The sequence below is a fragment of the Marinomonas sp. G8-14 genome (assembly GCF_055808935.1).
The window spans coordinates 3,680,146-3,703,371 of record NZ_CM147891.1 but is presented as its reverse complement, the minus strand read 5'-3'; the positions used below and the strand labels follow the sequence as shown (position 1 = coordinate 3,703,371).

Annotated in this window: 17 protein-coding genes and 2 pseudogenes; 9 read left to right on the top strand and 10 right to left on the bottom strand. The window is 44.9% G+C overall.

Annotated features, from left to right (window positions below; all coding sequences use genetic code 11):
• Positions 1 to 8: 8 nt before the first annotated feature.
• Together AC0L6V_RS18800 and AC0L6V_RS18795 are read right to left on the bottom strand one after the other, a co-directional pair.
• Positions 9 to 3,113 (bottom strand): efflux RND transporter permease subunit, encoded by a 3,105-nt coding sequence (locus AC0L6V_RS18800; protein ID WP_265219884.1) that lies wholly within the window; start codon positions 3,111 to 3,113, stop codon positions 9 to 11.
• A 51-nt stretch (positions 3,114 to 3,164) separates the two neighbouring features.
• Entirely contained in the window at positions 3,165 to 4,307 is a 1,143-nt protein-coding gene (locus AC0L6V_RS18795) for an efflux RND transporter periplasmic adaptor subunit (protein WP_409418912.1), read from the bottom strand.
• Positions 4,308 to 4,882: 575 nt separating this feature from the next.
• Here AC0L6V_RS18795 and AC0L6V_RS18790 point away from each other — a divergent pair.
• Complete coding sequence (locus AC0L6V_RS18790) at positions 4,883 to 5,101, top strand: hypothetical protein (protein WP_265219880.1); 219 nt, start codon at positions 4,883 to 4,885, stop codon at positions 5,099 to 5,101.
• A 24-nt stretch (positions 5,102 to 5,125) separates the two neighbouring features.
• Here the strand turns inward: AC0L6V_RS18790 and AC0L6V_RS18785 are convergent, their stop codons facing one another.
• The 3 genes from AC0L6V_RS18785 to AC0L6V_RS18775 form a co-directional block, all read right to left on the bottom strand.
• Entirely contained in the window at positions 5,126 to 5,761 is a 636-nt protein-coding gene (locus AC0L6V_RS18785) for a LysE family translocator (protein WP_265219879.1), read from the bottom strand.
• Between the two features lie 103 nt (positions 5,762 to 5,864).
• The gene (locus tag AC0L6V_RS18780; protein WP_265219878.1) at positions 5,865 to 6,431 is read right to left on the bottom strand and encodes a DUF1007 family protein; all 567 of its coding nucleotides are present in this window, start codon (positions 6,429 to 6,431) and stop codon (positions 5,865 to 5,867) included.
• The gene (locus AC0L6V_RS18775) at positions 6,428 to 7,390 is read right to left on the bottom strand and encodes a homoserine kinase (RefSeq protein ID WP_418138500.1); all 963 of its coding nucleotides are present in this window, start codon (positions 7,388 to 7,390) and stop codon (positions 6,428 to 6,430) included. Before AC0L6V_RS18775 ends, AC0L6V_RS18780 begins: the two co-directional genes overlap by 4 nt.
• 200 nt (positions 7,391 to 7,590) lie before the next feature.
• Here AC0L6V_RS18775 and AC0L6V_RS18770 point away from each other — a divergent pair, with 200 nt between their 5' ends.
• The 5 genes and pseudogenes from AC0L6V_RS18770 (at position 7,591) to AC0L6V_RS18750 (ending at position 14,160) form a co-directional block, all read left to right on the top strand.
• Entirely contained in the window at positions 7,591 to 8,727 is a 1,137-nt protein-coding gene (locus AC0L6V_RS18770; protein ID WP_418138499.1) for a GGDEF domain-containing protein, read from the top strand.
• A gap of 110 nt (positions 8,728 to 8,837) precedes the next feature.
• Positions 8,838 to 11,591 carry a DNA polymerase I gene (polA, locus tag AC0L6V_RS18765; RefSeq protein ID WP_265220316.1) on the top strand — a complete coding sequence of 918 codons (2,754 nt, stop codon included), beginning with the start codon at positions 8,838 to 8,840 and terminating at the stop codon, positions 11,589 to 11,591.
• A gap of 159 nt (positions 11,592 to 11,750) precedes the next feature.
• Positions 11,751 to 12,401, top strand: coding sequence for an Abi family protein (locus tag AC0L6V_RS18760; protein WP_265219875.1), 651 nt, complete (start codon positions 11,751 to 11,753; stop codon positions 12,399 to 12,401).
• Positions 12,402 to 13,064: 663 nt separating this feature from the next.
• Positions 13,065 to 13,238 (top strand): annotated as a pseudogene (locus AC0L6V_RS18755) (DNA polymerase); the annotation flags it as partial.
• A 43-nt stretch (positions 13,239 to 13,281) separates the two neighbouring features.
• Positions 13,282 to 14,160 (top strand): Abi family protein, encoded by an 879-nt coding sequence (locus AC0L6V_RS18750; RefSeq protein ID WP_418138498.1) that lies wholly within the window; start codon positions 13,282 to 13,284, stop codon positions 14,158 to 14,160.
• A 357-nt stretch (positions 14,161 to 14,517) separates the two neighbouring features.
• Here AC0L6V_RS18750 and AC0L6V_RS18745 read toward each other — a convergent pair.
• Positions 14,518 to 14,715, bottom strand: a pseudogene (locus tag AC0L6V_RS18745) (transposase); the annotation flags it as partial.
• Between the two features lie 185 nt (positions 14,716 to 14,900).
• Here AC0L6V_RS18745 and AC0L6V_RS18740 point away from each other — a divergent pair.
• On the top strand, positions 14,901 to 15,905 hold the full coding sequence (locus tag AC0L6V_RS18740; protein WP_265219873.1) for an acyltransferase: 1,005 nt from the start codon (positions 14,901 to 14,903) through the stop codon (positions 15,903 to 15,905).
• Positions 15,906 to 15,953: 48 nt separating this feature from the next.
• Here the strand turns inward: AC0L6V_RS18740 and AC0L6V_RS18735 are convergent, their stop codons facing one another.
• The 3 genes from AC0L6V_RS18735 to AC0L6V_RS18725 all read right to left on the bottom strand — a co-directional run bounded on the left by AC0L6V_RS18735 (position 15,954) and on the right by AC0L6V_RS18725 (position 19,814).
• Positions 15,954 to 16,283, bottom strand: coding sequence for a hypothetical protein (locus AC0L6V_RS18735; protein WP_346433244.1), 330 nt, complete (start codon positions 16,281 to 16,283; stop codon positions 15,954 to 15,956).
• 910 nt (positions 16,284 to 17,193) lie between these two features.
• Entirely contained in the window at positions 17,194 to 18,168 is a 975-nt protein-coding gene (locus tag AC0L6V_RS18730) for a transposase (RefSeq protein WP_265219871.1), read from the bottom strand.
• Between the two features lie 260 nt (positions 18,169 to 18,428).
• A complete protein-coding gene (locus AC0L6V_RS18725; protein ID WP_409418907.1) occupies positions 18,429 to 19,814 on the bottom strand; it encodes a DHA2 family efflux MFS transporter permease subunit in 1,386 nt (461 codons plus the stop codon).
• Between the two features lie 129 nt (positions 19,815 to 19,943).
• Here AC0L6V_RS18725 and AC0L6V_RS18720 point away from each other — a divergent pair, with 129 nt between their 5' ends.
• Positions 19,944 to 20,756 carry an AraC family transcriptional regulator gene (locus AC0L6V_RS18720; RefSeq protein ID WP_265219868.1) on the top strand — a complete coding sequence of 271 codons (813 nt, stop codon included), beginning with the start codon at positions 19,944 to 19,946 and terminating at the stop codon, positions 20,754 to 20,756.
• A gap of 64 nt (positions 20,757 to 20,820) precedes the next feature.
• On the opposite strand, the gene AC0L6V_RS18715 is transcribed toward AC0L6V_RS18720, so the two are convergent.
• Complete coding sequence (locus AC0L6V_RS18715) at positions 20,821 to 21,681, bottom strand: DMT family transporter (protein WP_265219867.1); 861 nt, start codon at positions 21,679 to 21,681, stop codon at positions 20,821 to 20,823.
• Between the two features lie 130 nt (positions 21,682 to 21,811).
• On the opposite strand from AC0L6V_RS18715, the gene AC0L6V_RS18710 reads away from it, so the two are divergent.
• Positions 21,812 to 23,200 (top strand): aminotransferase-like domain-containing protein, encoded by a 1,389-nt coding sequence (locus tag AC0L6V_RS18710; RefSeq protein ID WP_418138497.1) that lies wholly within the window; start codon positions 21,812 to 21,814, stop codon positions 23,198 to 23,200.
• Positions 23,201 to 23,226 lie beyond the last annotated feature (26 nt).

Sequence of the window (23,226 nt, the reverse complement as noted above, 5' to 3'; positions counted from 1 at the left end):
CTGACTACTTAATGCGTTGTATTCTTAGTTTTAAAAAGCCCAAGAACCCAAGTAAAAAACACAGGAACAAACAACACACCAAGAAGGGTCGCCGAGATCATGCCACCAATCACACTCACCCCTAAAGAGTGCTGACTGGCCGCCCCCGCTCCCGTGGCGATCGTCAAGGGTACAACCCCCAAAATAAAGGCCATCGAGGTCATAATAATCGGTCTAAAGCGCAGTTTAGCCGCTTGGATCGCCGACTCTTTGAGCGAATGTCCTTGCTGATAAAGATCTTTGGCAAACTCCACAATCAAGATCGCATTCTTTGCCGACAAACCAATAATCGTAATCAGACCCACTTTAAAGTACACATCATTCGACATGCCCGTTAGGAAAACGGCCAACACCGCCCCCAACGCGCCAATCGGAATAATCAAAATAACCGACAATGGAATCGACCAGCTTTCATACAAGGCCACCAGCAACAAGAACACCACCAAAATCGAAATGGTCAGCAGCATGGGCGCTTGAGAACCCGCGGCTTGTTCTTGGTAAGACAACCCCGTCCATTCATAGCCTATGCCTTTTGGCAAAGTGCTAATAATTCGCTCAATTTCCGCCATGGCTTCACCAGAACTGTGTCCTGGCATTGGGCTGCCTGAAATTTTGTACGCCGGATAACCATTATAACGAGAAACCTGAACGGGTCCCATCTCCCATGAACTGCTCGCAAAAGAGCGCATCGGCACAAGATTGCCTTCGTCATTCAACACTTGTAACTCAAGTACCCGTTCTGGCGTCATACGGTCTGCTACATCAGCTTGCACCACAACACGCTGCAAACGACCCGCATTGGTAAAATCATTTACCGTGGCAGAACCATAGGCCGTAGAAACCGCGTTATTAATGGATTCAAAACCCACCCCCAGCGCCGTCGCTTTTTTACGGTCTATATCAATTCTCAGCTGCGGAGCATCCTCTAAACCCTCCATCATAGCGTAAGCAATGATGGGGGACGCATTCGCTTGACCTAACACCACATTACGCGCATTGGTTAGCGCCTCTCGACCGAGATTACTACGGTCCTGCAAACGCAACGAAAAGCCGCCCGAGTTTCCCATGCCTTCGATTGGCGGTGGTGGCACCGCCATAGAGCGACCATCCGTGATACTGCCAGCGAATTGGTTATAAGCCATGGTTTCATCAAACAATGACTGTTCACGTTCAGACCAATCAGTGAAAGTTGGGAACAGCAAACCCGCATTCGCTCCCATACCAGAGAAACTAAAGCCCATGACGGTGACCACATTCTCAACCGCATCTCGTTGGCCTAAGAACTGCTCAACCTCTTTCATGGTGTCATTCGTTCGAGAGAACGTCGCACCAGCGGGCAGTTGAACATCGACAATCATGTAACCTTGGTCTTCCGTTGGCACAAAAGATTCAGGTAAACGCAGATAGGCATAACCAAGACCAAGAATCAGCACAAGATACACCAACATGAAACGCCCAGAGCGATTCACTAGCTTGCCATTTAGGGCAGAATAGCGACTCGTTAGCCCAGTGAACTGACGATTAAACCAACCAAAGAATCCGCCTTTTTCATGATGCACTTCTTTGTTGATGGGTTTCAGCAACGTCGCACACAAAGCTGGCGTAAAAGTAAGAGCCAAAATCCCAGACAGCATAATAGACACCGCCAGAGACATGGAGAACTGCTGATAAATAATACCCACCGAACCGCTCATAAAGGCCAGCGGCACAAACACCGCAGACAACACCAAGGTGATACCAACAATAGCCCCAGACACTTGCCCCATGGCTTTAATCGTCGCGGCTTTTGGCGAAAGCCCCTCTTCCACCATAATACGTTCGACGTTTTCGACCACCACAATGGCGTCATCCACTAAAATACCAATGGCGAGCACCATACCAAACATGGTCATCATGTTCACCGAGAAGCCCATCAGAGACATCACCGCAAAGGTACCTAAGATACAAACCGGCACCACAATCGTCGGAATCAAGGTGTAGCGTAAATTCTGCAAGAACAACAGCATCACCAAAAACACCAACACAATGGCCTCTACTAAGGTATAAATAACCTTTTCAATTGCGGCGCTGACGAACTTAGACGTGTCATAGGGAAAACTGATCTGAATATCATCTGGAAAGTTGGCTTCCAATTCTGCAGCACGAGCTTTTACGGCCTTAACCGTTTCAATAGCGTTGGCACCAGGCGATAACTGCACTGCGCCCATGATGGCTTTACGACCATTTAAGCGTGTTTCAAAATTATAGTCTTGCTGACCCAGCTCAACACGAGCCACATCTTTTAGATAAACGGCGGAACCATCGGTGTTGCTGCGCAATACAATATTGCCAAACTCTTCTGGATCGTCCAAAAAGCCTTTTACCACCAAACTAGCTGTCAGCTCTTGCACATTATCGGCAGGTCGGGCACCAAAACTCCCCGCTGGGACTTGTACGTTTTGGTTACTTATAGCGGTATTCACATCACCAATTGATAAGCCATAACTCAACAGTTTTTCAGGTGACACCCAAACTCGCATAGCCGCTTCAGTACCAAAATATTGCAGCTTACCCACACCCTCAACACGACGAATATTATTGTTAATATTGCGTGCGGCGTAATCCGCCAAGGTTACAATACTTTTCGCTGAATCATCGCCTTTGAACGTCAGCGCATAGATCATCAAGAATCCAGAACTGGCTTGGTCAACTTGCACACCTTGGGCAATAACACTGCTTGGTAAACGCGCCTCGGCTTTTTTTAGACGGTTCTGAATATCGACCTGAGCCAAATCAGGGTCCGTGCCCGGCTCAAAAGACGCGGTAATCTGCGCGATGCCATTAGCGTTACTGGACGAATCAAAATAGAGCAAACCTTTTGCGCCATTTAATTCCTCCTCGATCACACTGGTTACCGAGTCCACTAACACCTGAGCCGACGCACCAGGGTACGTCGCGGTGATTTCAATTTGCGGTGGAGCCACTACCGGAAATTGCGACACAGGTAAGGTTGGCAACGCCAATAGCCCTGCCAACAAAATAAAGATTGCCATTACCCAAGCAAAATTGGGTCGTGCAATAAAGAAATTAGACATGCATTAAGCCTCTAAAAACGTCTGAACAGTGAAGATAAAGTCAGTAATAAACTAAAAATTAGAGGCCACTTTTGCGGAAGCCATTACCTTCTCTCCCACTTGATACATACCTGCATTATCGATAATCACTCTATCACCTGCGTTTAGCCCTTGCGTAATGCGCCACAAGTTTTGCGACATTGAGCCCGTAACAATAGAACGAACTTCCACGGTATTTTGATCATTAACGATATATACAAATGCCCCATTGTTACTGCGCATCACCGCACGCTGAGGAATCAAGATGGCTTGAGCAGAGTGAGACTGAACCGCTTCAACACGCACATACATGCCTGGTAATAACACTTTATTGGCATTTGGGAACAGGCCGCGTAACACAACATTGCCGGTTTTTTCATCGACCTGACTGTCTGAAAATAACAGTTTTCCTTCAAAGCCTTTGTCGTAACCGTCTAACTTAGCCATCAATTGAGTACTATTAGCTGCAGTGTTCTCTTCTAAAGACTGTCGGTATTTCAAGGTATCTGTCACAGACTGCGTGAAATCCACGTAAACATGGTCAAGCTGCTGAATGGTCGCTAGCAGCGTGGTGTCGCTCTGCCCCACTAACATGCCTTCGCTGACATTCGCACGACCAATGCGGCCAGAAATTGGCGCACGAACGGTCGCGTAGTCGAGATTCAGCTCAGCATTGTCTACATCCGCTTTGGCAGAAATAACCGATGCACTGGCACTCAAATAAGCCGCTTGTGCCGCATCAAAGGTTTGCTTACTGACCGCTTGAGACTTCAACAAGGGAGTGTAACGATCCACCAACACTTTGGCATCAAACAAGGTCGCTTCGGCTCGAGCAAGTTCACCTTTCGCACGAGCAAGAGCAATTTTTAGTGACGCAGGATCAATCTCAAACAACACATCGCCCGCTTTTACATCAGAGCCTTCAACAAATTTTCTGTGTAACACAATACCAGGAACACGAGCACGCACTTCCGCCTCACGAATCGGCTCCACGCGACCAGGTAAGATCGCATTTTCTTCGTACTCAACAGGTTGCACCGTCATCACGGTAGCGGCTCTTACACTTGCCGGCGCGCTGGCTTGCGACTCTGGCTCACTTGGGGTACAGCCAGACACAACAAATAACACCGCCACAACCGGTAGCCACGTTCGCCCATTCTTTAGAATTCGTATCATTGGTAAATACCTTACATTTATGCCAGAGATAAAATAGATTCTAATAATATTAAAACAACTCAAATGAATCTATAGTGATTCATTTGATTCCTATTAAATTCTTTTTATTTCTGCTTTTTACTGGCATATAAGATTTCACATAAAAAAATTCTGCGTAAAATCACTAAGGCTCAAAAAACGAGTAACATAGGCAACCATCAAACATGGTTATTCAAACGTAAATTGGACATTGATATGGCAGAACAGGAAACAAACGAGGCATTACAGAACGCGTTGGCGCTAGCATTGGTGAAACACCCTCGTGCGTCGCTACAAGAGCCTCGCCTGTGCTGTCGGGGTGAGTAAAGCCACCCTGTATCGTTTTTGCCCCACCAGGGAAAGTCTGCTTGAAAGGCTGCAAGCGAGCAGTCTTAACGCCTATAAATTGGCAATCAAGAATGCCAATTTAGACACCGCTGAGCCAAGAGAAGGCCTTCGAAAGCTTCTAGAAAATTGTTATAAAAACAAAGAGCCTCACCCTCTTTACCATCCAACACTGGCAACCAGAGCTATTGGAAAACTGTGAATGCATTCAGATGCAAGAAAAGCTCGACGCTTTTTTCTTGAAGGGGCAACAAAGTGGTCACTTTCGGGTAGACATTAGTGCGGCTGCGATTACAGAATGCTTCCACGGTTTGTTCTTCACCATGATCGAAGCTGAACGTCTGGGACGAGTGCCCAGAACAAGAGTGTTAACCATAATAGAATTGGTATTAATGGAAGGCGTTTGCGCTAAGTCAACCTCGCCTTCCTAATAGGATCATATCAGTCGCAACGTGTTAGCGCTGGCTTAATGCCAGTTTTACACCAAAACCCAATAACAAGACACCCGTTAAGCCGTCTAATACCAACGCCACTTTTGGTCGCGCTAACCAGACGCGCGCCTTATGCACCATAAGCGCCAAAAAGGTTTGCCATACCATGGCGATGATAAAGTGCAAAGAAGCCATGAAAAGCGATTGCGCTAATGCCGAATAACTCGGATCAATAAACTGCGGCAAGAACGCCATATAAAAGATAATCGGTTTTGGATTCAATACGTTAGACAAAATGCCTTGGCGAAAACTGCCCCATGCCGTCAGTGATTTCGGATTTTTGGCGTCTTTAAACGTCATGCCCACCGGCTTCATAGCACTGCGAATCGCTTGCCCCCCTAGGTATACGAGATAAGCGGCGCCAACCAATTTGAACGCAGTAAACAACCCCGCCGAGCCGAGCAAAATTACCGACAAGCCTAAGGCTGACACAGTGGCATGGGCAAACAACCCCATGCAAATACCCAAGCTAGTCAAAAAACCCAAACGCCAACCACCAGACGCCGCGTTACGCATCACCAAAATAGTGTCCACGCCCGGACTCATGGTAAGAACCGTAATAGCAGCTAAAAAAGGCAACCATTGGAAATGCTCTAACATGAACTTCTACCTTTATAAGTTATCAACAAGCAATTGAGTCTTTTTTTTAGTGAGTATTGGTAAGCGTCGTTGTCGTGTAACCATCGTCGTGTCATGGTCTCGACTAAGATTTACAGGTCAAATCCACCCACATCGCCACGGACGTTTCTTCTGCTTCCCGTTCAACTGGCGTGCAGGTTTCAGACAACGAACCCGACAAGCGCACCAAACCCTCTTCCAACGGTTCCATCGCAAAATACAATTCATCGTCACCAAACGCAAAGCTCAAGGTTGACGCCTCAAGATTGACGGGCGCTGGCAGTGCGATACCAAGACGAATCCACAACATCTGATCTCGAACGCGAACATCTAAGACCTGTACGTCGCTGGGCACAATATCAGCACCGTCTTGCTTCATCTTGATAAAAAAGCCGTATTGCTGAAAACTTTTTAAAACCTCGATCATATCGAGCTTTTCTTGACCGGTTAGATCCCCATCGCCATCCACATCGTATTCAGCAATCAAACTCGTTGAGGTAAACAGGTCTAAGCTCCATGTTGCTTCAAGGGTTTCAATGCTGCTTTGATCCACCTGAACGCGATACTGGGAGTCCACCCAAACATGAGGATGGGCCAGAGCCGAAGCGGTAAATAACACACTAACGCACAAACACAACCAAACTCGTATCATATTGTTTCCACCAAGGCCAGGGCGTATCTCACCCGAGCCTCTAAAATACGCTGAAACTCGCGAGGATCATGCTGTTGCGCCAAACGTTCAGGATCATGTTTCGCGCCATGCCATGCTTCTAAACGAGACAACCAAAAACGCAACGCTGCGATTTTCAACATATAGGGCCAAGCCAGCACTTCCTCAGCACTGACTTCTCGCTCATGCAAATAGGCTTTTATCAACGCCTTATATTTGGCTTTATCTAATTCGCCAGTTGTCATGTCGGAACACCAATCGTTCACCACAATGGCTAAGTCGTACATCACCCAAGAATGGCAGGCGTTGTAAAAATCAATGATCGCCGAGAGCTGATTGCCTTCAAACAAGGTATTGTTGTAGAACAAATCCCCATGAATGGTGGTTTTCGGCAAATCGGGTTGCTCGGCGATAAACGCATCAAACTCCGCGATTTGTGACAACAACAGCTGCGCTTGTTCAGGCTCCAATTGTGATGCAATCGCGTCACTCGTTTTATGCCACCACGCCATGCCTCGATGACTTTCTCGGTGCGTGGCAAAGTCTTCCCCTGCCGTATGCAGCTTCGCTAACACAGCGCCCATTTGGCGACAGGTTTCTACATTCGTGCTGTCTAATCCACTACCAGGGAAGCAATCCACGATAATGGTTGGACGGTCTTTCACAATACGCAGGCGCTCACCATGAATATCGATCAAGGCCGCTGGTACATTAAACCCCTTGTGTTTTAAATGCGCGACCACGTCTAAAAAGTACGGTACTTCCTCCGGCTGAAACTCTTCAAACAAGGTCACCACATATTTACCCGTTGTGGTGGTCAAAAAGTAATTGGTATTTTCGACACCACCAGAAATACCTTGGAAGGCAACCAGTTCGCCCAAATAATAATCGGCCACTAAGGCCCGCATGTCAGAGTCAGAGAGGGATGTGTAAACAGCCAAGTGGTACTACCTAATTTATTAGAAAATATTTGCTCAAAAAGGAAACGAAGCACTGAAGCGCCTATGCTCCACAATAAGTACCAAAAGGTCAATTCTAAGTACAGTAAATAGATGCTTTATTGCACGCCCCTAGCCTTTCAAACACTTGCTGCTACAGGAACATTTTTTCACCAAGAGACAACAGAACTTGGCAGTAAAGTATGTATACTTTGCACAAGCAACTAACATCGGACGTAACCATGCCCAATAATTTAAACGACCATACCAATATTTTAATTCCAGCCACGTATCGACTGCTGATCGTCACGATTTTTAGCAGCGCCATTTACGCGGTTTTATTCAACGTTTATTCAACGCCGTTTATTATTCATGCTTTCCAACCCGCGTTTTTCACGCTCTTGCATTTGATACTTTTTATTTATCTTTACAAGAAGCCTCAAAAAAGAATCCATCAAGTCATCAACATCTATGGCGCGATCATCTTATTGACGTCCGTACCAAACACCTTGTACTTCACCATCGGTGCTTGGCAAAATAAATGGCAATTCGTGGAAATATTTCCGCCTATTTCCGGCATGATTATTTTGAGTACTACCTTAATCATGCTCATGCTACCGGAAAAGCTCAACAGATTGGTGGTCGTCACTTGGTCACTCAACGCGCTTCCCGTGCTGCTTTTTTTGTTGACTCATCCAAACGAATTACAAACCCCAAGAGGCTATGATTTACTGTTTTTATTTGGCCCCGCCAGTTTATTAATACTGCTGATTATTCCTTATCAACGCAGTATCAATCACCATATGAACAGTATTAGTTTTGATTTAAAACATTCTCAACAACTGGCTGATCGGGATTTTTTAACCGACGTCCTGAATCGTCGAGGGCTTGAAAACTGGCTCAACAAACTGGATTCTGACAGCAAAATTTGTGTGTTATTGATCGACATTGATCACTTCAAAAATATCAACGACAAGTTTGGTCATACCATAGGCGACCATGTTTTGGTCGAATTTGCGTCACGCCTGCGCACTATTTACTTCAACGACCATGGTTTAGCCCGCTGGGGTGGCGAGGAATTCATCATGGTGATCGTTAACCCAAGCCACGATTTACTCACTACCATTGGTCCCATTTTCAAACACACACTAAATCAACTGCCTTACCGACAAATTGGCAAGGTCACGGCCAGTATCGGCATATCGACCATACAACCCAAAGCACATTTTCTCGACCTAGTAGAAGAAGCTGACAAAGCGGTTTATTACGCAAAAAGCAACGGTCGTAACCAAGTCGTTATTTACTCTAGCGCCTTAATAGAAACAAAAACGCCAGATTAATTCCTTTTTTAACTGTAAAAACACACTCAAACACATAGAATAGAGCCTATAACCGCCGATTAAAAAGAGGTTCTATTTTGGCTACGGATTCTAAAACACACACTCCACCTATGGTTCTAGTAGACGGCTCGTCTTACCTTTACCGAGCATTCCACGCGATTCCACCCATGCACACCAGCGACGGTCACCCGACCAACGCCACGCGCGGGGTGATCAGCATGATCCGCAGCCTAATCAAAACGTACCCGAACTCTCCAATGGTGATCATTTTTGACGCCAAGGGCAAAACCTTCCGCGACGACATTTACAGCGAATACAAAGCCCACCGTCCGCCCATGCCTGACGATCTTCGCCCACAAATCGAACCGATCCACCGCATGGTGGAAGCCATGGGCTTGCCGCTGGTCATCATCGAAGGCGTCGAAGCCGACGACGTGATCGGCACCATCGCCAAACAAGTGGGCGAGCAAGGCCGCGAGGTCATTGTCTCTACTGGCGACAAAGACATGGCGCAACTGGTCACCGAAAACGTCACCCTTGTGAACACCATGAACAACACCGTCATGGACATCCAAGGCGTGAAGGACAAATTCGGCATTCCGCCAGAACTGATCATCGATTACCTTGCACTCATGGGCGATAAAGTCGACAACATCCCCGGCGTACCGGGCGTGGGTGAGAAAACCGCCCTAGCCTTATTGCAAGGTCTTGGCAGCATCAAAGACATTTACAGTCGCCTAGACGAAATCGCTGACTTGGGCTTCCGTGGTTCTAAGACCATGAAACAAAAAATGGCCGACAACAAAGAGATGGCCGAGCTGTCTTACACCTTAGCGACCATTAAATGCGACGTGGAACTGCCCTTCGATCCACAAGATCTGAAAAACGGCGAAGCAGACAAAGAAAAACTGCGTGAGTGGTTTACCAAGCTAGAATTCAAAACTTGGCTAACTGACCTAGACAAAGCGCCAAGCGTCGAAAGCGCCAGCGACACAGTTGGCAACATCGCCGCTGAACAAAAAGACGGCCAAGTCGATACGCCAATCGCATCTGACCTAGAAGCCAACTACACCACGGTATTAGACAAAGCCAGCTTCAACAAATGGCTAGAAAAAATCCAAGCCGCCGAGCTGGTTGCCTTCGATACAGAAACCACCTCGCTGAACTATATGGCCGCCGAGCTGGTTGGTCTATCTTTCTCCATTAAAGCAGGCGAAGCCGCTTACGTTCCAGTGGCGCACGATTACGAAGGCGCACCAGAACAACTGGATCGGGATTGGGTGCTAGAGCAACTTAAACCTTGGCTCGAAGACGACAGCCAAGCGAAAGTCGGCCAACATCTTAAATACGATGCCAACGTACTAAACAACTACGGCATTACCTTGCGCGGCATCGCCTACGACACCATGTTGGAATCTTACGTGTACAACTCCGTAAGCTCCCGCCACGACATGGACACCCTTGCCAGCAAGTTCCTCGGCCACACCAACGTGAGCTTTGAAGAGATCGCCGGCAAAGGTGCCAAGCAAAAAACCTTCAACCAAATCGATTTAGAAGTGGCCGCATTTTACGCCGCCGAAGACGCCGACATTACCTTGCGTTTGCACCAAACGATTTGGCCTAAAATCGAAACCACACCAGAATTAGTCAGTATCTTTAAAGACATCGAATGCCCACTGATTCCGGTCTTGGCGAAAATGGAACAAACCGGCGCCTTGATCGACCCAGAGCTTCTGCATATTCAAAGCAGCGAAATCGCTGGCAAACTGCAAGAACTGGAAATCAAAGCCCACGAAGAAGCGGGCGAAAGCTTCAACCTCAGCTCGCCAAAACAACTGCAAGTTATTTTGTTCGAAAAACAAGGCTTGCCCGTTATCAAAAAAACGCCCAAAGGCCAGCCATCGACCGCCGAACCCATCTTGCAAGAACTGGCACAAGACTACGAACTGCCACGCTTGATCATGGAACACCGCAGCCTGTCTAAGTTGAAATCCACTTACACAGACAAACTGCCAGAGATGATCCAAAAAACCGGCCGCATTCATACCTCTTACCACCAAGCCATTACCGCGACAGGTCGTTTGTCGTCGACTGATCCGAACTTGCAGAACATCCCGATTCGTTCTGCTGAAGGTCGTCGTATTCGCCAAGCTTTTATCGCGCCTAAAGGCTACAAACTGGTTGCAGCCGACTACTCGCAAGTCGAATTGCGCATCATGGCGCACCTGTCCCAAGATCCGGGCTTACTAGACGCCTTCACCAAAGACGCCGACGTGCACAAAGCCACCGCAGCGGAAGTCTTCGAAGTCAGTTTAGAAGAAGTGACCATAGAACAACGCCGCCGCGCCAAAGCCATCAACTTCGGCTTAATCTACGGCATGTCAGCCTTTGGTCTCGCGAAACAGCTTGGCATTGGTCGCCCAGAAGCCGGCAAATACATCAAACGCTACTTCGAACGTTACCCAGGCGTACAGCAATACATGGAAAACACCCGCGAAGGCGCGAAAGAAAAAGGCTATGTAGAAACCATCTACGGTCGTCGTTTGTACTTGCCAGACATCAAAGCGAAAAACGCCATGATGCGCCAAGCCGCCGAACGCACCGCGATCAACGCACCGATGCAAGGCTCCGCCGCCGACATCATCAAACGCGCCATGATCAAAATGCACGACTGGCTAACAGACACCGACCTAGACGTGAAAATGATCATGCAAGTACACGATGAACTCATCTTCGAAGTGGCCGAGAAAGACCTCGACGCCGCCAAAGAAAAAATCGTCGACATCATGCAGAATAGTAGCCAGATTGACGTGCCTTTGTTGGTTGAGGCGGGTGTTGGGGATAACTGGGACGAGGCGCATTGAGCCTCCGTATCATAGTGCTAAAACTAAAAAAGCCATGCTGAGCATGGCTTTCTATTTCGTCTGTCTTCGGTGGGCTGCCTAAGCAGGGATATCCGAAGCTCTCAACAACAATGCTAGTTAAAAAACGTGAATTCGTCAAGATAACATTAGGAGGCAGGGATGCCTTATACTGCGATAGAACACGCCCTTTCAATTAATCGATTCTCAACGTATCGACAAGCGGTTATTCGTTCAATAGGGAAAAGCTGCAATACAACAACGCTGAAGCTTTATGAATGGAACGCCGAGCTTTCCAGCCGCTTTTTCTTTCCTATACATATTTACGAAGTCGCCATACGCAATGCTATCTCTGATGCCATTAGCATTCGTTACGGCAGCGACTGGCCAACCAACGCCGTCTTTCAAAACTCTCTCAATCATTTAGACAAGCACACGCTTCAATCTGCGCTAAGTAACGGTTACCACGGCGTCAGCAAGCTACTCCCTGAAATCAAATTCGTATGGTTTGAGAATATGCTCACAAGCCGACACGATGGCCGCATATGGAAGCCATACATCACCAAAACCTTTCCAAATGCACCGACATACATGACACCACAAGAAATCAGAAAGGCATTAAAAGACGCATGCTACACCATCAGAAAATTTAGAAATAGATGTGGTCATCATGAGCCAATATTTAACAGTGCGAGTTTGCATGATGTATATCCACATATTCGTGAGTCATTAAACTGGCGGTGCCCAACAACAAGCAACTGGATGGATAGCAAACAGTCCGTTAGTGAACTGTTGTGTAAACCTGTGATATAAAGCGGTATGAAGAATTGGAAAGGTAAAAACCCCTAAGCAGATTGGTCGCAAGCAACTTCACTGAAAGGGGCCGTGTTGAACTAATCATGTCTCAACCCCCCCATATAGGCAAATGAAACAAGAGAAAAATACGCCAGAAACTACATAGCTAACCTTTTAGTATAGTAGACATAAAAAAGAGCATAACAAATGCTCTTTTTTAAAATGAAAAATGATAGTTCGTGGCAGCCCTTTAGCTCTTTGGGGTCAGGGTGACTAAACAATGTTTAGTCTAACCATCAACAATGATGTCACTGGCGAATCATTGGTAGCGTGAGAACATATGGACAATCCAGTAATGAGTCATATGTTAAGCCCTTCTACACGATCAATTTTAGTACTGACGCCAGTGCATTGCAACAGACAACAAACAGTCAATGATAAAGAACCTTCAGGCAGGATGTAAAATAACCAAGATAGTCTGATCGAAAGCTTTTTTAAGCATAAAAAAACTCCTAAGCAAATCAGCTACATCAAGTAGCCTCATTGAAAGGAGCCGTGTTAAGAGTAATTATGTATCAGTCGTTCATTCTTCGCAACGCCGAAATAATTAGGCTAGAAATAAGTGCCAAATTATTATCAAATAGATCATGACAATGATGCTCGGCTGCTAGCGAAAACGACCTAGACGTGAAAATGATCATGCAAGTACACGATGAATTGATCTTCGAAGTCGCTGAAAAAGACCTCGACGCCGCCAAAGAGAAAATCGTCGACATCATGCAGAACAGTAGTCAGATTGACGTGCCTTTATTGGTAGAAGCGGGTGTTGGGGATAACTGGGACGAGGCGCATTGAGTGCCTCTTAGCGTCAAAACATAGAAACATCAGAGGGAACTGAATGTATAACAAACCATGGCTCAGTTACGAGCAACAACTTGATAAGCTCATTGAAAATGGGCTTATCATTGATGATCGAAACAAAGCGCTCTCGTTTTTGGAAAGAATTGGGTACTACCGACTCAGCGGCTATTGGTATCCATTCAAGCAAAGGTCTGAACTTTGTTGCGTTTACAACCCAACGATTAAGAAACCTAATAAAAAGCAAAAGCGCGAAACAAGGTTAGTATTTGATAATTTTGTTGCAGGCTTTAGCTTTCAAGATGCTGTGGATTTGTATGTTTTCGACAAGAAGCTAAGAATCCACACGCTAGACGCTCTTGAGCGCATTGAAGTTGCTCTTCGAGTTGACATCTCTCATACACTTGGAAAGCATAGTCCTTTCGCCTATTTAGAACCCGATCACTTCAAAGATTTATTTAGCAAGCAAGTCGACGCCAAAACAGGTGTTATTCCACAGCATGCTTGGCTACAAAATCACGCTAATCTGTTATCTCGCTCTAAAGAAGAATTCATTCTGCATACAAAAGAAAAATACGGTTTACCGGTTCCTATTTGGATCGCTTGTGAAGTATGGGATTTCGGCACATTATCTCGACTCTTCAAAGGAATGTTACCTGAACAACAAACATTAATTGCAAACAAATACGGCGTGACGAAAGGAGAAACACTTGAATCATGGCTACGTTGCTTAAACTACCTTCGTAACGTCTGCGCACATCACAGTCGTCTGTGGAATCGCAATATGATTGAGCAACCAAAGCAAGAAGGCCTAAAGGATATTAAGCATTTCACTGATAACTTGAAGCCCTCATACTCTTGCAAGACCCTTTCTACAACTTTGCATAGCTCAGCACCTGCTAACAAAGGTCAACCCTAATTCCACATGGTGGGATCGTTTAAAAAGTTTACTTAATGAGTTTCCCAACCTTAATGGGCAATGTATAACACTAGAGGCAATGGGAATTATTGAAGGGTACGCAGAATGGGATTGGCAATAAAAAACCCCTAAGCAGATTCGTCGCAAGCAACTTCACTGAAAGGGGCCGTGTTGAATTAATTATGTCTCAAAACGCCCATATAGGCAAATGAAACAAGAGAAAAATTCGCCAGAAACTCCATAGCTAACCTTTTAGCAGACATAAAAAAAGATAGTTCGTGGCAGCCCTTTAGCTCTTTGGGGTCAGGGTGACTAAACAATGTTTAGCCTAACCATCAACAATGATGTCACTGACGACTGCATGAAGTGAATGCGCAACATGGTAGACAAAGAATATGGGCGACGCCCGTTACCTGCTTTTGGATAGAAGGGTTCAATTTGGGCTTCAAGCTGCTGCCAAGGAATCAATTCATCCATTCGACCAAGGAAGAGTTCTTTGCGAGTCTTGCGGCGTTTTCTGGTAAATTCGGTGTCGGCCAAGGAAAGCTGGTTCATGATCGGTAGGCGTCGTAGTTGTCTTAAGTCGGCGAGATTATCTCATGTTACCGACTTAATCGCATGTTCCTTAATCTATCGGGACTTCTTAATCGCAGCTTCCTTATATTTGATGGATTTATGCTGAAACATTCAAATAACTAAGATATAATATTTACCTTTTAAATCGTGGAGATTGTGTATTAATGAGTTCAGAGAAAAATTATTCTGCGATAGATTTGTTAAAGCTGTTGTTATCTTTTGGTGTCGTGTATATGCACACGTCTCCTTTAGGTTATCTCTTACCAGAAATTAACCATGTCTTAAATAATTTGATTTTTAGACTTGCTGTACCATTTTTTATAATTGCATCTGCATACTTCTTTTTTACAAAAAATACAACAGACAGATACAAGCAAATTAAGAGAGTTGCAATTTTATGGAGTGGGTGGGTTTGTATATACTTTTTATATGATTGTCTGGTTCAGAAAAAAATCAGTATCGGTTATATTTTCGATTATATTTTTAATATAAATATCTTCAACATCGGTGGTGCATGGCAGTTTTGGTATTTCCCTTCACTAATAATATTACTTTTATTTTTGTCACATTTTGGGATTAGAAGTTTAAAGAGTCTGGCAGTTATTGGGGTTGTTATTTATATGATAGGGGTTTTTGGCGATTCGTACTATATATTTTCCAATGAGCAAATAAATAAAATAATTAATTTCAATAATCATTATTTCTTCTCGCCTAGAAATAGCCTTATGAACACGCTAATACTCGGAGTTATAGGGGCTTATACTTCAGTATATGATGTTAAGGTTAATTATAAGTTCATGTTTGCGTTTTTGTTCGTTGTTTGTGCTTATATAATAGAGTTTGCATTTATCAATAATGCCGGAGGATGGAAAGATCTTAATATGTACTTATCGCTTCCATTAATTTCTTTATTTATATTTTTATTAGCTTTGAATTCTAGATTTAGTTTATCAAATAACGTTTCTAAATATATTCGCTATACTTCAACTATTGTATTCTCAAGCCACTTTCTATTTATGAAGATATATGACGATTATAAACTTTCTGCACTGCTGCAAAATAATTATCTTAAGTTTCTGTTTGTTATGTTTTTTTCTTTAGCTTTATCACTATTTATTATTGAATTATCAAAAAAAACATCTTTTAAGCTTTTGAAATCTTTGTACTGACAAATTTAACAATTGGGGTCAGATGCTGAGGTATCCCCACGAATTTACTCATAAATAGCTTCCTTGTTCGAGCTGCTGAACGAGTTGCCTTATGCCGTCCTGCCATTCCTTTTTTGGTATCTGGAAACGGGTCATAATGGCTCGTTTCCCAAGGTAAAAGTGTGACAGAACTCTTCGCTTACGTAGAGTGTTCACCTGAAAGCGTTTTGCATAGCCTGCCAGTTCTATGACTTTACCGATTAAAACAAGCAGAAGCGCAGTGACAGTTGTAAGCAGGATTAAGTTGCTCAGCCGCTCTATCTTTGATGTAAAATTCAACTCAAATCCTAGTCCGAATCGGCTGCTTTTTATATCGCGAAACCCTTCTTCAATTTGCATTCTCGTTTCATATGCTCTGACGCAACGCTTCGCAAAAAGACGGTTCACAGGAAGAGAAGACACTAATAACCAAGGCTCTTTTGCTCCTCTGGCTGCGGTAAGCGAAGATAAAGAAGCACGTCTTTTACCTTTTTGATTGATGGAGTGACGCCCTTTAGGTGGGGCTCTTGTAAAGGACAAACTGATTAGTGATTGGGCTAGATTGACGATGTTTAAGCTCTAGATGCTTAGGTTTTTGATTAGCACTAGAGAACAAAGTGGATATGCAACGCCAGGCTTGAAGCGAGTCATCCATTAACAGGCCACCCACCTTAAAAAGTGATTCAGTACTCAGTTCTAACAAGCTAGCCAGTTTTAAACAGAACTGGCTTTTTCTAGCTTGGCTAGCATCCATATCGTAGAAATTATCGAAATTTAGTGATTTTTAGGTGTGCATTAACAGGCCACCCACCTTAAAAAGTGATTCAGTACTCAGTTCTAACAAGCTAGCCAGTTTTAAACAGAACTGGCTTTTTCTAGCTTGGCTAGCATCCATATCGTAGAAATTATCGAAATTTAGTGATTTTTAGGCGTGTGCATTAACAGGCCACCCACCTTAAAAAGTGATTCAGTACTCAGTTCTAACAAGCTAGCCAGTTTTAAACAGAACTGGCTTTTTCTAGCTTGGCTAGCATCCATATCGTAGAAATTATCGAAATTTAGTGATTTTTAGGTGTGCATTAACAGGCCACCCACCTTAAAAAGTGATTCAGTACTCAGTTCTAACAAGCTAGCCAGTTTTAAACAGAACTGGCTTTTTCTAGCTTGGCTAGCATCCATATCGTAGAAATTATCGAAATTTAGTGATTTTTAGGCGTACTGTACTCTTACCAAATCAGGCAATACTGGGTGAAAAGAGAGTGAGGGGTTACTAGGCGAGTAACTGTTTCGTTTTACCTATTTTCGGTCGGCGCTTATAGCCTGTATTCTGGTAGTAGTTAGAGAGAATCCGTTCTGTACCAACCGCTGCATGGGTATGTTTCTCAAATTCAATCGCGATGGTAATCCAGTTTTCGGAAGGAATATTGAGTCGTTGTAGGATGGGCGCTAAGGATAAATCGATACTACCACGCTTATCTTGGCGCACGATTCGACCTGTTAGGTCGACCAGTTCAAGATAGTCTTCGAGTTTGAAGGGAAGTCCTTTTGGTTGGTTGTCTCTTGGATTGCCGACAAAGGGGTAAAGTGTTTTAGGTTGCTGATTGTGTTTCGCGGCATTGATGCGTTTTTTGATACTGGTATAGGCTGAGGTTTCAGGTGTGTGATCTATCTTGGCTCTCACCGGATTAAGGTCAACATAAGCCATGCAGGCGATCAGTGCCGCTTCGTCGAGTAACGCTTGGGATTTGAAACGCCCTTCCCAGAACCTTCCGGTGCATTTATCTTCCAGATTTGCCTGGCGAGCAATGTTTTCATTTAGCTCTTTCATGAACCAGCTAATGTCCATTAAGCGTTGTCGATACGTCTCAACCGTCGCTTCCAATAAAGGCTGTAGATACTCAGGGACATTGCCGTTCATCATGTATTGCTGGGTGACCATGGTACCTTTGTGGAGTTGATGCCAACGGCTTAATATTTCATCGGTCGACCAGCCAGCTGCGGTGTCTGTATCTACATGTAGCACAACATGAGTATGGTTACTCATAACAGCATAAGCACACACCTTGATGGCAAATATCCGACTTAAGTAAAGCAGCCGCATCTCAACCCAGCTACGGCGATGCTCGTAGCTTTGACCTGTTGAGGCATCCTCACCACATAAAAATGCACGGCGGACACAACGCGAAACACAGTGATAGTAGGGAGTATAAGATAAACTAATTTGTTGGCTTCTTGCCTTAGGCATACATGCTCCTCAATCCTTAAGTAACAGCACAAAAACTATAGACAAACACTGGCAATCTGTACAGTCTATAATCAGGTGAGTTGCTAGCCGTGTAAAGATTTTCTGATGGAAACCGTCGTTTGTAATAAAAATCTTAGCCTTGCAAACATTTTCTGAAACAATTGGAGCCAGATAAAAATTAATCTGCCTGACTCGGTTTCCTTCCACGCTTTCTTGGTGTCACTCGCCTATCCATTACCTTCTCCCCTTATTTCAATTTTCTAAGCCTTTGACCTTTTTAGTGAAAATGCAGGTACGAGGCAAAGCAATGTAACAACCGCAAGCGCACCAACCGTTTGATGAGACGCTGTGGTCATTTCCCACTGGTAGAAAAAACCAATTGATGACGTTCCGATGGCTCCTCCCAAAATGGTCAGTATTCGAGACCAAGCGCTGGTATCTGGTGTTTTTCCCTCCGGAACATAATGATATAGATGAGTCATGGTCAACAGGGTCATTAGTCCAAGGCCAGCACCACGCAGTAGCATACTCAATACCATCAACGGCATTAGATCAAAGGCAGAATCACACAATAATGGCAGGGTTCCAATCAGGCTGATTAGCACACTTATCATTGCAACCTTTGATGTAGAAAAACGAGAGGTGAGCTTTTGCAAATAGGAACGAGATAGCAGAGCCCCCAAGCCACTAGCGCCCAACATCGCACTTGCACCCAACGTGGAGTACCCGTAACGCTCGATAAAAATGGACGGTAAAATAAATAAACTAGAATAAAAAACTAAGCTACTAAGAAAAAGTAACAGGGCCGTGTTTCTAAACGGCGGAATACGAAAAAGCCGTACATCTAAAATGGGGAATGACTTAGTCAGCGCATAGTGAACATAATAACCAATCAGACTCAAACTCAGAACAACTAAGCCCAGAGCCGAAACGCTAAGAATGTCCAAACTCTCAGAACTCACTTCAGAAAGCCCATAGATCACTGTGGCTAAGCCACAAGCAAATAGTAGATAGCCTTGTATATCTAATTTTGTCCGTTTATCGCTGGTACTATTTGGTAGGTAACACCATGCTAAGAGTATGGCAAAAAGGGAGATAGGAATATTTAACAAGAAAATCCATTTCCAACTGACAGAATTTACAATAAACCCCGCTACTAATGGGCCTAAAATAGGAACAATAACAGCGGGAATAGCCACTGAAGCCATTGCAGCCTTAAACTGTTCCCGACCCACAGCATTCAATAATACAGGCTGCATGGTGGCCATCAGAATTCCTGCCCCCACCCCCTGAAATATACGATAAGTCACCAATAGATTTAGTGACCCTGCTGTAGCACAAGCCACAGAGGCCAATAAAAATAGAATCAGCCCCAATAACCACACAGATTTATTGTTATATCGCTTCATTCCCCAAGCACAAAGAGGCACTGTCACCGCGGCAGCGATACCGTATAAGGTAACCACTTTTTGTAGCGCTTGCACGGAAGAAGCAAAGGCATCGCTTAGCGCAGGAATCGCGATACCTAACGCTGTAGAGTCCAATAATGGAAGAATACTGCCGAGGATAAGCGTTAATATGATTTGGTGATTAGAATCATCTCCTATAAATCCCTTTTGCTCTGTCCTATGTTCACTGGCTGGCATTCTCTTCTCCTTGTAGAGATACATGAAAATTTCATACTAGGTCACAGCCTCAAGAGCTGGCCTCTGTTATATTTGTATCAAGAAGTGCGATGAAAGAATGTCGAAGGAATGTCAAAAGGTATTGAGACTATGTCAAAGTCACGTGTACGAGATGTTAGACAAGAGGCGGAACGCTTTAAGCCCTCTGCTGATAAGCCAATACGGGTAAAGGCTCGTTCAATGAGCTTCTCAGTGGACGTCACGCCACATCATCATACTTGGGGGCAACTCGTCTTCTCTGATGCTGGTATCACAAAAGTTTCTACGTCGGATAGCACACACCTCGTTCCCCCCAATCATGGATTATGGATTCCCCCTAATATGGAACATGCTGCCACCTTGTTAGAGCATGCAAAATTATTTTCTGTTTATCTTATCTCCCGTGAAGAAGCCGATTCTGAATTAATGAGTCCCGAGGTATGGAATACCTGCCAAGCATTTGAAGTAAGCCCTTTATTGCATGAACTCATTGTGAAGTTGAGTGAAAATACTGAAGAGGATTTTATTAATAAAGAGTACTTGGCTATTTGCACATTGATTTGGGGAGAGTTGAGACGGGCGCGTCCCTTGTCGCTTGGCGTTGTACTTCCCAAAGAAAAAAGACTAAAGACACTTTGCCATACCTTTCTAGACTCACCCTCTCCAAGCATTAGCTTGAAATCATTATGCCAACATAGCGGGGTAAGTTTGAGTACGGCATCAAGACTGTTTCAAAATCAATTAGGCATTAGTTTTAGCCAATGGCGACAACAGGTCATTTTGGCAAATGCTCTCGCACTGGCCGCACAAAAAATGCCTATAAATCAAATGGCTTACGAGTTAGGTTACTCGTCACCTAGCATTTTTAGTGCGATGGTAACTCGCATGATGGGAGTACCGCCTAAAGTTTTTTTTAAGTATTAATCATTTCAGAGCAATTGAGGTCTGATAAAAATTAAGCTCAATGTCGCCAATTTTAATTTGCCCATTAACAAAATTTCTTCGCTCCCACCACACACAAAACGGCTGCCAGTGTCACCCACAGCATGGTTAAACTGATGCTTTCTTGTAGTAGCCAAGCCGCCAGTAAAAATCCTATAAATGGTTGAATTAATTGCAACTGGCTCACCGCCGCAATGCCGCCGAGCGCCAGCCCTCTATACCAGAAGATAAAGCCAAACAGCATGCTAAAAAGAGAGACATAGCCCAGCCCCAGCCATGCTGATGTCGTTACCGAAGCGAATGAGCTGGGCCATAAAACATACAGTAAGGGCAGCATGACGGGCAAAGACACGACTAAAGACCAGCAGATCACCTGCCATCCGCCCAATACCCGAGATAAGCGTGCGCCTTCCGCATACCCCATGCCGCAGGCAACAATCGCCGCCAGCATCAAACCATCCCCTATTAATGAAACTTCACCCACACCCAGGGCTGCATAGCCCATCACTAAGGCCGCTCCCACCAATGAAAAGAGCCAAAACGGCCAGCTAGGGCGCTCTCCTCCTCTTAGCACGGCAAACAATGCCGTACAGATGGGAAGCACGCCCACAAACACCACACAATGCGCAGAGGTAACGTATTGCAGTGCAAACGCCGTCAGCAAAGGAAAGCCAACCACGACTCCCATTGCACTCAGTAAGAGCGTTGCAATTTGCGAGGCGTTAGGGCGTGGTTGTTTGAGTAGCAGTAAAAACAATAAACCTAATATTCCAGCAATCGAAGCGCGAGCCACCGTCAAGAAAGTAGGATCAAAGCCTTGCAGCGCGATGCGTGTTGCCGGTAGCGAACCAGCAAAAGTCACTACACCCACGAAGCCACTAAGCCAACCTTGTGTTGCCTGTTTCATATCATTACTCCCTAAAAACAATGGCCCTATAAAACCGAAAAAATGGCGATAAGAGGAGATACAGACCGACACAATTTAAAAAAACTGTTATGGTTATATTGGCAATACAATTTGAAAATTGAGGAAGAGTATGGCTCGCGCAGGCACATTAATTGAATCGGTCATGAAGGATATTGAGTCAAAAATCGCGTCGCGGGCCTACTTGCCCAATACGCGTTTACCTTCAGTCCGTGCACAGGCGAAAGCCATGCAGGTTTCGATCTCTACTGTGGTCGAAGCTTACGATCGCCTCGTAGCAGAAGGTTGTATTGTGTCTCGTCCCGGAGCAGGCTTTTATACCTCTGGCCCTATTGCGCCCTTAAACCTCACTCATATTGGCCCTAAAGTAGCGCGGGAGATCGACCCGTTATGGGTCTCACGAGAATCGTTGGAATCAACAGCAGGTTCACTTATGCCAGGCTGTGGCTGGCTTCCCTCTGAATGGTTCTATCAATCAGGTATAAAGCGCGCGCTGCGAAATCTTGCCAGAACTCATTCCTTAGATTTAACCGAATATGCGCCTCCGAAAGGCTCTCAAGCGTTTCGTCATTTCTTACAACGTCGGATGTTGAGCCATAATATTGAGGTCTCTGCTGAACAGATTATGCTCACTGAGTCTGGGACTCATGCCATTGATTTAATTGGTCGCTTTCTGCTGTCACCAGGCGATACCGTGCTGGTCGACGATCCCTGCTACTTTAACTTTCACGCTTTATTAAAAGCCCATAGAGTCAAGATTATTGGGATTCCCTATACGCCCAGTGGGCCTGACTTAGAGCGTTTCGCGCAAGCAATAAAAGACCACAACCCTAGGCTCTATCTCACCAATTCAGGTGTCCATAACCCCACAGGGGCTCATTTAGCGCCACATGTTGCCCATAAATTACTCACACTCGCTCAAGCATCAGAACTGGTTATTGTTGAAGATGATATTTTTGCCGACTTAGAAACCATTCGTTCACCACGTTTAGCGGCCTTAGATGGTCTAGATCAAGTCATTGAAATTGGTAGTTTTTCCAAAACGGTATCCGCTTCAATACGCTGTGGCTACATTGCCGCAAAGCAAGATTGGATAGAGCAATTGGTGGACTTAAAAATCGCCACATCATTCAGTGGCAATCGCTTCGATAGTGAAATCGTTTTACAAACACTGACAGATAGTGGCTATCGTAAACACATGGAAAAACTTCATCACTGGCTTGCTAAACAACGACAAAGCACAACGAAGAAGCTGATCAACTTAGGTATTCAGCCTTGGATTCAACCGAAAGACGGTATGTTTTTATGGTGCCAATTACCCACAGGTAAAAACGCCACTCAACTAGCCCGTGACTGTCTGAGTAAAGGGGTCGTGCTCGCCCCTAGCAATGTTTTTAGCCAATCTCTGAATGCCCATGACTATCTTCGATTCAATGTGGCGCAATGTACAGATGAGAAAATTTTTGAGGTATTAGCTTGGGCTTTAGACCAGCAGATATAAAAAATCTCTCGCGCCTGCCCTTTGAT

Bases quoted from the DNA above. Each gene is read 5' to 3' on its own strand.
- AC0L6V_RS18795 (WP_409418912.1), bottom strand. From the start codon at position 4,307: ATGATACGAATTCTAAAGAATGGGCGAACGTGGCTACCGGTTGTGGCG.
- AC0L6V_RS18735 (WP_346433244.1), bottom strand. From the start codon at position 16,283: ATGCAAATTGAAGAAGGGTTTCGCGATATAAAAAGCAGCCGATTCGGA.
- AC0L6V_RS18770 (WP_418138499.1), top strand. From the start codon at position 7,591: ATGTATACTTTGCACAAGCAACTAACATCGGACGTAACCATGCCCAAT.
- AC0L6V_RS18715 (WP_265219867.1), bottom strand. From the start codon at position 21,681: ATGAAACAGGCAACACAAGGTTGGCTTAGTGGCTTCGTGGGTGTAGTG.
- AC0L6V_RS18730 (WP_265219871.1), bottom strand. From the start codon at position 18,168: ATGCCTAAGGCAAGAAGCCAACAAATTAGTTTATCTTATACTCCCTAC.
- AC0L6V_RS18800 (WP_265219884.1), bottom strand. From the start codon at position 3,113: ATGTCTAATTTCTTTATTGCACGACCCAATTTTGCTTGGGTAATGGCA.
- AC0L6V_RS18750 (WP_418138498.1), top strand. From the start codon at position 13,282: ATGTATAACAAACCATGGCTCAGTTACGAGCAACAACTTGATAAGCTC.
- AC0L6V_RS18760 (WP_265219875.1), top strand. From the start codon at position 11,751: ATGCCTTATACTGCGATAGAACACGCCCTTTCAATTAATCGATTCTCA.
- AC0L6V_RS18710 (WP_418138497.1), top strand. From the start codon at position 21,812: ATGGCTCGCGCAGGCACATTAATTGAATCGGTCATGAAGGATATTGAG.
- AC0L6V_RS18740 (WP_265219873.1), top strand. From the start codon at position 14,901: ATGAGTTCAGAGAAAAATTATTCTGCGATAGATTTGTTAAAGCTGTTG.
- AC0L6V_RS18725 (WP_409418907.1), bottom strand. From the start codon at position 19,814: ATGCCAGCCAGTGAACATAGGACAGAGCAAAAGGGATTTATAGGAGAT.
- polA (WP_265220316.1), top strand. From the start codon at position 8,838: ATGGTTCTAGTAGACGGCTCGTCTTACCTTTACCGAGCATTCCACGCG.
- AC0L6V_RS18785 (WP_265219879.1), bottom strand. From the start codon at position 5,761: ATGTTAGAGCATTTCCAATGGTTGCCTTTTTTAGCTGCTATTACGGTT.
- AC0L6V_RS18790 (WP_265219880.1), top strand. From the start codon at position 4,883: ATGCAAGAAAAGCTCGACGCTTTTTTCTTGAAGGGGCAACAAAGTGGT.
- AC0L6V_RS18720 (WP_265219868.1), top strand. From the start codon at position 19,944: ATGTCAAAGTCACGTGTACGAGATGTTAGACAAGAGGCGGAACGCTTT.
- AC0L6V_RS18780 (WP_265219878.1), bottom strand. From the start codon at position 6,431: ATGATACGAGTTTGGTTGTGTTTGTGCGTTAGTGTGTTATTTACCGCT.